Annotated in this window: 9 protein-coding genes; all 9 read left to right on the top strand. The window is 60.6% G+C overall.

What is annotated here, in order from left to right; translation table 11 throughout:
• Positions 1-947: 947 nt before the first annotated feature.
• Positions 948-2,663 (top strand): GMC family oxidoreductase, encoded by a 1,716-nt coding sequence (locus KHO23_RS19670; RefSeq protein WP_211612919.1) that lies wholly within the window; start codon positions 948-950, stop codon positions 2,661-2,663.
• Positions 2,664-3,077: 414 nt separating this feature from the next.
• Entirely contained in the window at positions 3,078-3,857 is a 780-nt protein-coding gene (locus KHO23_RS19665) for an ABC transporter ATP-binding protein (RefSeq protein WP_120297214.1), read from the top strand.
• Positions 3,854-4,612, top strand: a complete 759-nt coding sequence (locus KHO23_RS19660; protein ID WP_211612918.1) for an ABC transporter ATP-binding protein — start codon at positions 3,854-3,856, stop codon at positions 4,610-4,612. Before KHO23_RS19665 ends, KHO23_RS19660 begins: the two co-directional genes overlap by 4 nt.
• Positions 4,613-4,664: 52 nt before the next feature.
• Complete coding sequence (locus KHO23_RS19655; RefSeq protein ID WP_211612917.1) at positions 4,665-5,879, top strand: ABC transporter substrate-binding protein; 1,215 nt, start codon at positions 4,665-4,667, stop codon at positions 5,877-5,879.
• A 192-nt stretch (positions 5,880-6,071) separates the two neighbouring features.
• Positions 6,072-6,956 (top strand): branched-chain amino acid ABC transporter permease, encoded by an 885-nt coding sequence (locus KHO23_RS19650; protein ID WP_211612916.1) that lies wholly within the window; start codon positions 6,072-6,074, stop codon positions 6,954-6,956.
• Positions 6,956-7,927, top strand: a complete 972-nt coding sequence (locus KHO23_RS19645) for a branched-chain amino acid ABC transporter permease (protein WP_211612933.1) — start codon at positions 6,956-6,958, stop codon at positions 7,925-7,927. The genes KHO23_RS19650 and KHO23_RS19645 overlap by 1 nt, the downstream gene beginning before the upstream one ends.
• 516 nt (positions 7,928-8,443) lie before the next feature.
• Entirely contained in the window at positions 8,444-9,622 is a 1,179-nt protein-coding gene (locus tag KHO23_RS19640; protein WP_211612915.1) for an ABC transporter substrate-binding protein, read from the top strand.
• Between the two features lie 423 nt (positions 9,623-10,045).
• Positions 10,046-11,206: an ABC transporter substrate-binding protein gene (locus KHO23_RS19635; RefSeq protein WP_211612914.1), complete on the top strand. Its 1,161-nt coding sequence runs from the start codon at positions 10,046-10,048 to the stop codon at positions 11,204-11,206.
• A gap of 205 nt (positions 11,207-11,411) precedes the next feature.
• Positions 11,412-12,467, top strand: a complete 1,056-nt coding sequence (locus KHO23_RS19630; protein ID WP_211612913.1) for a branched-chain amino acid ABC transporter permease — start codon at positions 11,412-11,414, stop codon at positions 12,465-12,467.
• The last annotated feature ends 1 nt before the right edge of the window (position 12,468 follow it).

The raw sequence follows: 12,468 nt of genomic DNA, 5'->3' as shown, positions 1-12,468 counted from the left end.
TTTCTGCGGGCTCGAGGCACTCTAGGCAGACGAGCTGACTGTCCATGTGGCGACAACTGATCGGGTCGACGCCACAGGAGGGAATATACAAGTAGGCAAAAGAAAGCGGCTCAAACCGCTAACTCTTAAGCGGGTCCCCTGGCTTGGAGGGGGTAGTGGTGCATCTGGAATCTGTGCCCTCGCGCACTAAGCGTGAGTGACTAAGGGCTCATCGGCTCCCACTCCGCACTGCGTGCGTCGCGGATGGGTCTACCTGGGAAACCAGGGGCTTTGGTTGGGCGCGGTGGGAGCCATCGGCTTTGCCTCGGCGAGGTGACCGATCGCTTGGTGGCAAGTTGTGCTGACTGAGGTGGCCGAGAGTGAGCAAGTGTGGCACCGGCTGCCGGATGCAGTGATCAGCAGCCAGAAAATGTGAGTAGGAGAGGGTGCCGAGTTAAGCGGGTGGCTGATGGCAAAAGTAAGTAGGTGGGGGCGAGGAATGAAGCGATCGGCAGCGGGAAATGTGAACGAGAGGATGCCGAGCGAAGCGTCCGACAGCCAGCGTATGTAAATGGAGTGGCCGTAAGTGAATCCATGGTTCTATGAAGTACGCGTCGGCGCGCGCAGCGCCGCCGGAAGTATGACGGCCTTGTCACCAAGGCTGAATGTGCGAGGGCACGGATTCCAGATGCACCACTACCTCCTCCAAGCCAGGGGACCCGCTTAATAGTTAGCGGTTTGAGCCGCTTTCTTTTGCCTACTTTTCTTTGCGGCAGGCAAAGAAAAGTAGGTGCCTGCCCCGCACAGGGGCGACGCTAATAGACCAATAAGAAAACAAGGAAAGGCCAACACCACAGGCAAACAGACAAAAACGCGCGAGCAGGCAAACAACCCAAGAAAAGCCCAAAACCGCAGGCACAAAGACCCCCAAAGCGCCGCGCAGGCAAAAAAGCTTAGGAGACGAAACAATGAGCACCACAAAAAACCAACCCCACGCCACGAGGCGTATAGAAGGCGAATTCGACTACATCATAGTCGGCGCCGGCACGGCAGGATGCGTACTGGCCAACCGCCTATCAGAAGACCCAGAAATACAAGTCCTACTGCTAGAAGCCGGCGGCAAAGACGACTACCACTGGATCCACATACCGGTAGGCTATCTCTACTGCATTGGCAATCCCCGCACGGACTGGCTCTACAAGACCCAATCAGAACCCGGCCTGAACGGCCGCTCCCTTTCATACCCACGAGGCAGAGTATTAGGCGGCAGCTCATCGATCAACGGCATGATCTACATGCGCGGCCAACGCGAGGACTACGACGAATGGGCCCGCGTCACTAACGACACCTCCTGGTCCTGGAACTCAGTCCTCCCCATCTTCAAACGCAGCGAAGACCACCACACCGGCGCATCGGAATCGCATGGCGCGGGCGGCCCATGGCGCGTCGAAAAGCAACGCCTGAAATGGAAAATACTCGAAGAGTTTTCAAAAGCCGCGCAAGAAACCGGCATACCCGCCACCGACGACTTCAATCGCGGTGACAATACCGGCGTCGGCTACTTCGACGTCAATCAGAAACGCGGTATCCGTTGGAATGCGTCGAAAGCATTCCTGCGTCCAGCGCTCAAGCGCCCGAATCTCACCGTCATCACCGGAGCGCACACACAGCGCGTCGTGTTCGAAGGACGCCGCTGCACCGGCGTCGAATATCGTGGCGACAACACCGACTATCTCGCCAAAGCCCGTTGCGAAGTGATCCTCAGTTCCGGCGCGGTCAACTCGCCGCAATTGCTCGAACTGTCCGGTATCGGTCAGGGCGCGCGTCTGCAGAGTCTCGGCATCGAGGTCGTAAGGGATCTGCGCGGCGTCGGCGAAAATCTGCAGGACCATCTGCAATTGCGAATGGCCTATAAAGTCGACGGCGTGCGCACGCTCAATACCGCCTCCGCCCATTGGTGGGGCAAGCTGATGATCGGCATGCAGTACGCGCTCTTTCAAAGCGGCCCCATGTCGATGTCGCCATCGCAACTCGGCGCATTCGCCAAATCCGATCCGGACGATCCGGCGCTCACGCGCCCCGACGTCGAGTATCACGTACAGCCGCTCTCGCTCGATCGCTTCGGGGAACCGCTGCATCGCTTCAATGCATTCACCGCGTCGGTGTGCCACTTACGGCCGACCTCGCGCGGCAGTATCCACATCGGATCAACCGATGCTTCGGCGCCGCCGTTGATCGCGCCCAACTACCTGTCCACGGATTACGACCGGCACGTTGCGGCCAACGCGTTGCGTCTCACGCGCCGCATCGCCGCGGCGCCCGCGCTCGCGCCCTATCGGCCGCAGGAGATTCTGCCAGGTATCCAGTACCAGACCGAAGAAGAACTTCAGCAGGCCGCCGGCGCGGTCGGTACCACCATCTTTCATCCGGTCGGCACCTGCCGTATGGGCACCACCGACGATCCGGGCGCCGTAGTCGACAACCGACTACGAGTTATCGGTGTTGACGGATTGCGCGTGGTCGATGCATCAATCATGCCGTCCATCACATCGGGCAACACCAACTCGCCGACGCTGATGATCGCCGAACGCGCGAGCGACATGATCCGTGAAGACCGTCGCGCACGCGTGGCCGGCAGCGTGCTGGTTCAGACGAGTGCAGCGTCGACCATGTCCGCCGTGTGACAGTGGGAGGGAGGCGAGGCCGCGACGCGTGCCTCGGCCTTCCCTTGGCATGCCTCGTGCAAGATTGAAGCACCGCTCGAGCATCCCCCAAGCACGCCCCCCGGCAAGGTTCAAGCAACGTTCAAACACCCTCTAGGCACGCCCCGGGCATAGTTCAAGTACCGCACAAGCACGCCGTGAACCCGCCTTAGGCTTGCCTCAGGCCGTCATCATCCACTAAGTGCAAATCCCAATGAATGCGCTGCATCATTGGCGCGACAATGGCAGCCATGCTGCGTGCCGCCCCATGGACTACCATCCGGATTGGTGCAGCACGCCAACGAGCGCGCACGGGGTGCCGCCGTCATAAAAAAGTCGCGCAGCCGTTCGCGCGGAAGATCGTAATGCTTCGCCTTACTCCGTATGGAAGGGAACATGATTCTCGGCGATACGATTCTCGAAACGCGCGGCCTCACCCGCGAGTTCAAAGGCTTCATCGCCGTGAACGGGGTGAACCTGCGCGTGTGCCGTGGCTCGATCCATGCGCTGATCGGCCCTAATGGGGCAGGCAAGACCACCTGCTTCAACCTGCTCACCAAATTCCTCGAACCGACGGCAGGCCAGATCGTCTTCAATGGGATCGACATCACCAATGAACGCCCGGCTCAAATCGCGCGGCGCGGCATCATCCGCTCGTTTCAGATCTCTGCTGTATTTCCGCATCTGACAGCATTGCAGAATGTGCGCATCGGTTTGCAGCGCGTGCTCGGCACGGCATTTCATTTCTGGAAGAGCGAGCGCACGCTGCGCCAACTCGACGATCGGGCGATGGACCTGCTCACGCAGGTAGGCTTGACCGATTTCGCCGATGTTTTGACGGTCGAGCTTTCATACGGCCGCAAGCGCGCGCTGGAAATCGCCACCACACTCGCCATGGAGCCCGAGTTGATGCTGCTCGACGAACCGACGCAAGGCATGGGCCATGAAGACGTCGATCGCGTCACCGCCTTGATCAAGAAGGTGTCGAGCGGCCGTACGATCCTGATGGTCGAACACAACATGAACGTGATTGCCGGCATTTCCGACACCATCACCGTGCTGCAACGAGGCGAAGTGCTCGCCGAAGGCAGCTATGCCGAAGTGTCGAAGAATCCGCTCGTGATGCAAGCCTACATGGGCAGCGCAGATGCGGCGCTTGCCGGAGCCCACGCATGAACACGATTGCCGAGCGCGAAAACCTCGAGGTAAGCGGCACGGTTGGCAGTGCCCCCGCGCTGGAGATCGCGGGTTTGCAGGCATGGTACGGGGAGTCCCATATCCTGCATGGCGTCGATTTGACGGTGAACCGCGGCGAAGTCGTCACGCTGCTGGGCCGTAACGGCGCGGGGCGCACCACCACCTTGCGCGCGATCATGGGGCTGACCGGCAAGCGCACCGGTTCGATCCGCATCGGCGGACGCGAAACCGTCAACCTGCCCACGCACCGGATCGCCCATTGCGGCATCGGTTATTGCCCGGAAGAGCGCGGGATTTTTTCGAGCCTCTCGTGCGAGGAAAACCTGCTGTTGCCGCCGCCGGTCGGCGACAAGGCGCACATGATGTCGCTCGAAGAAATCTATTCGATGTTTCCGAATCTGCAGGAGCGCCGCATGAGCCAGGGCACACGGCTCTCGGGTGGCGAACAGCAGATGCTGGCCGTTGCGCGCATTTTGCGTACCGGCGCGAGCCTGCTTCTGCTCGACGAGATCTCGGAAGGCCTTGCACCCGTCATCGTGCAAGCGCTCGCCCGTATGATTATGACGCTCAAGGAGCGCGGCTACACGGTCGTGATGGTCGAACAGAATTTCCGCTTTGCCGCGCCACTTGCCGATCGCTTCTACGTGATGGAACACGGTGCGATCGTCGAGCACTTCGGGGCCAGTGAGCTCGAAAGCAAGATGCCGGTGCTGCACGACTTACTGGGCGTATAACAGGCGTCCAAATGCCTCTGATAACCACAAGTGAAGAAACCAGGAGACAGGAATGAAAAAGAACCCACTCGCGCGGCTTGCCACTCTGTGTTTCGCGGTTGCCGCAAGCGCCGCGTTGACGATGAGCAGCGCGCAAGCGGCTGACGATGCGGTGAAGATCGGCTTCATCACCGATATGTCAGGTCTGTACGCGGATATCGACGGCCAGGGCGGCCTCGAGGCGATCCGGATGGCGGTGGCGGACTTCGGCGGCAAGGTCAACGGCAAGCCGGTCACGGTGGTCTACGCGGATCACCAGAACAAGGCGGACATTGCGGCATCGCGTGCGCGCGAGTGGTTCGACCGCGATGGCGTCGATCTGCTGATCGGCGGCACGAACTCGGCAACCGGCCTCTCGATGAACACCGTAGCCGGTGAAAAGCACAAGGTCTACATCAGCATCGGCGCGGGCGCCGACACCCTGACCAACGAGCAGTGCACGCCGTACACGATCCACTACGCGTACGACACGACAGCGCTCGCCAAGGGCACCGGTTCGGCGGTGACGAAGCAGGGCGGCAAGACGTGGTACTTCCTGACCGCGGATTATGCGTTCGGCAAGGCGCTCGAAAAGAACACGTCCGATGTGGTGAAGGCCAATGGCGGCCAGGTGCTGGGCACGGTGCGTCATCCGCTGTCGGCATCGGATTTCTCGTCGTTCCTCTTGCAAGCGCAAGCGTCGAAGGCGCAGATCCTGGGCCTCGCCAACGCGGGCGGTGACACGATCAACGCGATCAAGGCCGCCAAGGAATTCGGCGTCACGAAGACGATGAAGCTGGCCGCGCTGCTGATGTTTATCGACGACGTCCACAGCCTGGGTCTGGAAACCACGCAAGGTCTGGTGCTGACCGATAGCTGGTACTGGAACAAGGACGCCACCACGCGCGCCTGGGCGCGGCGCTACTTCGACAAGATGAAGAAGATGCCGTCGAGCCTGCAGGCCGCCGACTACTCGGCGACCATGACCTACCTGAAGGCCGTGCAGGCAGTCGGTTCGACCGACTCCGACAAGGTGATGGCGCAACTGAAGAAGGCGAAGATCGACGACTTCTACGCGAAGGGTTACATCCGTCAGGACGGCAGCATGATCCACGACATGTACCTGATGCAGGTGAAGACGCCGGCCGAATCCAAAGAGCCGTGGGACTACTACAAGATCACTGCGACGATTCCCGGCGAGCAGGCGTTCACGACCAAGGCCGAAACGCGCTGTGCGCTGTGGAAATAAACGCTGGCTGATAACCTGATGACCGTCTGTCTGCCTTGCCTGTCGGGCGATACGTAACGCTGTTTTGGTACACAGGCGGACGGCCACCGCTTCATATGCCGCGCGCGGTCGGGCGAATGGCTCGATCGCACGCCGGCCTGATCGTGCGTAACCGATCTCACCTTGGCGCTGGCTTAAGGAATTAAGGCTTCAATGGAAATCTTTGGCGTTCCGCTACCGGCGATGCTGAGCCAGCTGTTGCTGGGGCTCGTGAACGGCTCGTTCTACGCGATTCTGAGCTTGGGCCTTGCCGTGATCTTCGGCTTGCTCAACGTGATCAATTTTGCGCACGGCGCATTGTTCATGCTCGGCGCGATGCTCGCGTGGATGGGCCTGTCGTATTTCGGCCTGCCGTATTGGGCGATGCTGGTGCTCGCACCGTTGATTGTCGGCGTGTTCGGCATGGTGATCGAGCGCTCGATGCTGCGCTGGCTCTACAGGCTCGATCACCTGTATGGGCTGTTGCTTACCTTTGGACTCACGCTGGTTGTCGAAGGCGTGTTCCGCTCGATCTACGGTTCGTCCGGTCAGCCGTACGACGTGCCGTCCGCGCTCTCCGGCGCGACCGACCTCGGCTTCATGTTCCTGCCGAACTATCGCGCGTGGGTGGTGGTGGCATCGCTCGTGGTCTGCTTCGCGACGTGGTTCGTGATCGAGAAAACGCGCCTAGGCGCCTATCTGCGCGCAGGCACCGAAAACCCCAAGCTGGTCGAGGCGTTCGGCGTCAACGTGCCCTTGATGATCACGCTCACGTATGGCTTCGGCGTCGCGTTGGCGGCGTTCGCCGGCGTGCTTGCCGCGCCGGTGATTCAGGTCTCGCCGTTGATGGGCCAGCCCATGATCATCACCGTGTTCGCGGTGGTCGTGATCGGCGGCATGGGTTCGATCATGGGCTCGATTCTGACCGGGCTGATGCTTGGCGTGGTCGAAGGGCTGACGCGTGTGTTTTACCCGGAAGCGTCGGCGACCGTCGTCTTCGTGATCATGGCGCTGGTATTGCTGGTGCGCCCGGCGGGTCTCTTCGGCAAGGAAAAATGATGCAGAGAAAAGTGCTCTACGGTCTGCTGCTGATCGCGCTTCTCGCGGTGCCCGTGCTCGGCATCTATCCGCTATTCGTCATGAAGGTACTGTGCTTCGCGTTGTTCGCGGCAGCCTTCAATCTGCTGATCGGCTACACGGGCTTGCTCTCGTTCGGTCATGCGATGTTTCTCGCCTCGGCCGGTTACGTTACCGGCTATGCAATGCAGACGCTCGGCTTCTCTCCGGAACTGGGCGTGCTGGCCGGTACCGCGGCGGCGACACTGCTCGGGGTGGTGGTCGGCATGTTCGCGATCCGTCGGCAGGGCATCTACTTTGCGATGGTGACGCTGGCGCTCGCGCAGATGGTCTACTTCGTGTTCCTGCAAGCGCCGTTCACGCACGGCGAGGATGGCCTGCAAGGCGTGCCGCGCGGCAAGCTGTTCGGTCTGCTGGATCTGTCGTCGGATGTGGCGCTGTACTTTGTTGTGCTGGCCGTGATGGTGCTTGCGTTCCTGCTGATCGTGCGGATCGTGCATTCGCCGTTCGGGCAGGTGCTGATAGCGATCAAGGAGAACGAGCCGCGCGCCGTGTCGCTCGGTTATGACACCGATCGCTTCAAGCTGCTGGCCTTCATTCTGTCCGCAGGGCTCGCCGGTTTGGCGGGTTCGCTCAAGGTACTGGTGCAGGGTTTCGAGACGTTGAGCGACGCGTACTGGACCATGTCGGGGCTGGTGATTCTAATGACGCTCGTCGGCGGCATGGGCACGCTGTTCGGGCCGCTGCTCGGCGCGGCGCTGATCGTAGCGCTAGAAGACCGGCTCGGCGATATCGGCACGGCGCTGGCGTCGACGACAGGCGTTGAGTGGTTCCGGTCGCTGGGCGAATCTGTGACCATCGTGACGGGCGTGATTTTCATTGCCTGCGTGCTGGCATTCCGGCGCGGCATTGTCGGTGAGATCATCGCGCGAGTGCGGCCGTTGCGCGCCTGAAGTGGTGCAGAATTCTAAATTGATTCGGCATCCGATATAATTTGGTGCGCTTTAAGACCAAGCTGGTTCTTGCATTGCGCGGCGGTGTGGTCCCACGGCCAAAACGGCACAGAACGTGCCCCAAATTTGTGCCGCAGTGCACCACTAGGGTAATTGCTAGTTGTAGTCGGCTAAGTGCTCGTTTAATCTTCATGCAGTTCTGATGCACCACGAATTTTGCAGGTGGAGAACGAGGAGACAATGAGGCACTCAGTGCCCAGACGAAAGCGCTGTTGGATTGATATCCAACAGCGCTTTTTATTTGTGCTTTTCATAAAGCGCCATTCAAATCTTCTGCTAATTCGGTGCCTTTTTTTATTCGCCGAATCACGTCCAATTTCGCCTGCCGCTACCCTGCAAAAAGCTTGCAGCGCGGCACTTTCGTCCGCTAAACTCGCTATTCACCGACCGCTGGGTCGGTGATTTAAATCTGCGGATTTAAATTCAAATGAATAACGGGGCAGATAGAGGAGCGGGATGAAGTCGGCATTGCGTTGGATGAGCGCGGCATTGGTCGCCACCGGAGTATCCGCAGCATGGAGCGGCCATGCATTCGCGGACGTGAAAATCGGCGTGACGGTGTCGGCAACGGGGCCGGCTGCATCGCTCGGTATTCCGGAAAAGAACACGATCGCGCTGCTGCCTAAAGAAGTGGCGGGGCAGAAAATCGACTACATCGTGCTTGACGACGCGACCGATTCGACCCAGGCCGTCAAGAACGCGCGCAAGCTCACCAGCGAAGATCACGTGGATGCGTTGATCGGCTCGACCGTCGTGCCAAACTCGCTGGCCATGATCGACGTCGCCGCCGAAAGCACCACGCCGATGATCTCCATGGCCGCGGCGGCGAGCATCGTCGAACCGATGGATGCGAAGCGCGCGTGGGTCTTCAAGACGCCGCAAAACGACATTCTGATGGCCACCGCGATCGCGCAGCACATGGCGAATCACGGTGTGAAAACGGTCGGGTTCATCGGCTTCGCAGATGCATACGGCGAGAGCTGGTTCAAGGAATTCGGCAAGGCGGCCGATCTGGCGAAAATCAAGGTCGTTGCGAACGAACGTTTCGCGCGCAATGACGCCTCGGTGACCGGCCAGGTGCTGAAGATCATGTCGCAGAATCCTGATGCGGTACTTATCGCCGGCGCGGGCACACCGGCCGCGTTGCCGCAAAAAACCCTCAGGGAACGCGGTTACAAGGGCAAGTACTATCAGACACACGGCGTCGCCAATAACGACTTCCTGCGCGTATGCGGCAAGGACTGCGAGGGCACCTATCTGCCGGCCGGCCCGCTGCTGGTTGCTGACCAGCTACCCGATTCGAACCCGGTCAAGAAGACTTCGCTTGCGTACAAGCACGCGTATGAAGCCGCGTATGAAGCCGCGTATGGTGCCGGCTCGGTGTCGACATTTGGCGGTCACGCATGGGATGCAGGCTTGCTGCTGCAACGCGCGATTCCGCTTGCGCTGAAGAAAGGTCAGCCGGGCACGCCCGCGTTCCGTGAAGCGCTGCGTGCGGCACTCGAAAACACAAAAGACATGCCTGCTTCCCACGGCATCTTCAACATGAGCGCGAACGACCATGCTGGCCTCGACCAGCGGGCGCGTGTGATGGTGGAGATTGTCGGCGGCAAGTGGAAGCTGTCCGGCGACTGAGCGAAGGCGAAGCAATAGGGAATCCCATCAAAAAGACGCGTGCAGTTGACGCGTCTTTTTTATTGCCCGCATTTGATGAATGGCGATGCATGAAGTGCGTTGGACGTTGGTCAAGTGAAGGTCAAGTGAAGGATGAGCGCTCAAAAGGCAGCTCAAGCCGACGGTTTCAGGACAAACCCGCATTCGGGCGACAGTCTATTGACCGTGGATGATGCAGAACGCAATACTACTAACATGTTAGTGTTTCGCGCATAAGAAATCGCAGTCATGGTTCGCAGCAGGGGAGTGGTACCAGAACGGCGAAGGCACTGACGCCGAGCAGGGAAAACCATGCTTGGCACGCCCGGACCCTATAACTAGATTCAGACACCCGGCTCTTGAGCCGGATCACAGATACGCGCTTCAAAGCGTTTGGAGACTTGCATGAAAAAGACAAAGCAATGGGTACGCACCGGTATCGCGATGGCGTTGTTGTGCGGCGCGGGCGCTGCCTTCGCGCAGGTGAAAATCGGCGTCACGCTGTCCACCACGGGGCCGGCCGCTTCGCTCGGGATTCCTGAAAAGAACACGATCGCGCTGCTGCCGAAAGAGATCGGCGGCAAGACGGTGCAATACATCATCCTCGACGATGCGTCGGACACCGGCAAGGCCGTGCAGAACACGCGCAAGCTGATCGACGAAGACCACGTCGACGCCATCGTCGGTTCGACCGTCACGCCGAATTCGCTGGCGATGCTCGATGCCGCAGCGGAAGGCAAGACACCGATGATCTCGCTGGCGGCATCGGCGGCAATCATCTCGCCGATGGACGCGAAGCGCGCGTGGGCCTTCAAACCGCCGCAAAACGACAGCCTGATGGCTGACGCAATCGCCGACTACATGGAACGTCACGGCGTGAAGACGGTTGGCTTTATCGGCTTTGCGGATGCGTACGGCGACGGCTGGAACAACGTCTTCACCGCTGCGGCCGCGGCACATCATCTGAAGATCGTCTCCAACGAACGCTTTAACCGCACCGACGCATCGGTGACCGGCCAGGTGCTGAAGACGATGGGCGCGAACCCGGATGCGGTGCTGATCGCGGGCGCGGGTACGCCGTCGGCGCTGCCGGCCAAGACGCTCAAGGAGCGTGGCTACAAGGGCAAGGTTTATCAGACGCACGGCGTCGCCAACAACGACTTCCTGCGCGTGTGCGGCAAGGATTGCGAAGGCGAATTGCTGCCGGCCGGCCCGATCCTGGTGGCCGACCAGCTGCCGGACTCGAATCCGGTGAAAAAGTCGTCAGAAGCCTACAAGGCCGCGTATGAGAAGGCATATGGCGTGGGCTCGGTGGCGACCTTTGGCGGCCACGCATGGGACGCCGGCCAGATGCTGCAAGCGGCGATTCCGGTCGCACTGAAGACCGCTCAGCCGGGCACTGAGGCGTTCCGTGTGGCACTGCGTGGCGCACTGGAAAACATCAAGGAGCTCCCGGTCTCGCACGGCATCATGAACACCACCACGACCGACCACAACGGCCTCGACAAGCGCGCACGCGTGATCGTGCAGATCGTCGACGGCAAGTGGAAGCTGCAGAACGACTAACACCAAAAGCGGTACGCGCCTCTCGCGCAACGTGCGGCGCATGACGCCGCATTGCCATTCTGTTCGATGACAATGGCGACGACCGCCGCGCCGCATTCCGGCGCGGCGGTCGCCTTTTCAGGCATTGCAGGTTGGTGGCCGGCTGCGGGTTTTGCTGCCATGACTGTTTCCCGGTTTCGATTTCGACGCTTCAGGACGAGGAAGTATGGATCTATCAATTGCGGCGATCCTCGCGCAGGACGGCGTCACCACCGGCGCAATTTACGCGCTGCTCGCGCTCGCGCTGGTGCTGGTGTTCTCCGTCACGCGGGTGATCTTTATCCCCCAGGGTGAGTTTGTTTCGTACGGTGCGCTGACGCTCGCCGCACTGCAGACGCAAAAATTTCCGGCGACGTGCTGGTTGCTGATGGCAATGGGCGCGGCATGTTTTGTCGTCGAGATAGCGGGGCTCGCGCGGCATCCCGAAAGACGCGGGCATGCGGCTCGCACGCTGGTGATGCTGGTCGGCAAATACCTGCTGTTTCCGATCGCGGTTTACGCGCTCACGCAAAGTGTTTTCCTGCACCCACTGCCAATGATCGCGCAGATCGCGTTGACGCTGCTGATCGTGATTCCGATGGGGCCGTTCGTCTACCGGCTCGCGTATGAGCCGATCGCGGAGGCGACCACGCTGCTGCTGTTGATCGTGGCAGTGGCGGTGCACTTCGCGATGGTCGGCCTCGGGCTCGTGATGTTCGGCGCGGAAGGCTCGCGGACCACGGCGTTCTCCGACGCGACCTTCAACCTCGGCACGTTGTCGATCTCCGGGCAAAGCCTGTGGGTGGTCGGCACGGCGGCGGTGTTGATCGGCGCGCTCTATCTGTACTTCGATCGCGCGATCTCCGGCAAGGCTTTGCGCGCGACCTCGGTGAACCGGCTCGGCGCACGCCTCGTCGGCATCGGCACGACGCAGGCAGGGCGCCTCGCGTTCACGCTTGCTGCGGGCCTCGGTGCGCTGTGCGGCATCCTTGTCGCTCCCTTGACCACCATCTACTACGACTCGGGCTTCCTGATCGGTTTGAAGGGTTTTGTGGGGGCGATTATCGGCGGTCTGGTCAGCTATCCGCTGGCTGCCGCAGGTTCGATCCTCGTCGGTCTGCTGGAGTCGTATTCGTCGTTCTGGGCGAGCGCCTATAAGGAAGTGATCGTGTTCACGCTGATCATCCCGGTGCTGCTGTGGCGGAGTCTGGCCAGCCCGCACTCGGAAGAAGAAGAGGAGTGAC

Origin of the sequence: Paraburkholderia haematera (assembly GCF_905220975.1) — a bacterium.
In the GTDB taxonomy this organism is placed as follows: domain Bacteria; phylum Pseudomonadota; class Gammaproteobacteria; order Burkholderiales; family Burkholderiaceae; genus Paraburkholderia; species Paraburkholderia haematera.
Note: the sequence above shows the minus strand (reverse complement) of the source record. Positions and strands in the feature narration are given on the sequence as shown.

Coding starts and splice junctions, on each gene's coding strand:
- KHO23_RS19655 (WP_211612917.1), top strand. CDS start 4,665: ATGAAAAAGAACCCACTCGCGCGGCTTGCCACTCTGTGTTTCGCGGTT.
- KHO23_RS19650 (WP_211612916.1), top strand. CDS start 6,072: ATGGAAATCTTTGGCGTTCCGCTACCGGCGATGCTGAGCCAGCTGTTG.
- KHO23_RS19665 (WP_120297214.1), top strand. CDS start 3,078: ATGATTCTCGGCGATACGATTCTCGAAACGCGCGGCCTCACCCGCGAG.
- KHO23_RS19630 (WP_211612913.1), top strand. CDS start 11,412: ATGGATCTATCAATTGCGGCGATCCTCGCGCAGGACGGCGTCACCACC.
- KHO23_RS19645 (WP_211612933.1), top strand. CDS start 6,956: ATGCAGAGAAAAGTGCTCTACGGTCTGCTGCTGATCGCGCTTCTCGCG.
- KHO23_RS19635 (WP_211612914.1), top strand. CDS start 10,046: ATGAAAAAGACAAAGCAATGGGTACGCACCGGTATCGCGATGGCGTTG.
- KHO23_RS19670 (WP_211612919.1), top strand. CDS start 948: ATGAGCACCACAAAAAACCAACCCCACGCCACGAGGCGTATAGAAGGC.
- KHO23_RS19660 (WP_211612918.1), top strand. CDS start 3,854: ATGAACACGATTGCCGAGCGCGAAAACCTCGAGGTAAGCGGCACGGTT.
- KHO23_RS19640 (WP_211612915.1), top strand. CDS start 8,444: ATGAAGTCGGCATTGCGTTGGATGAGCGCGGCATTGGTCGCCACCGGA.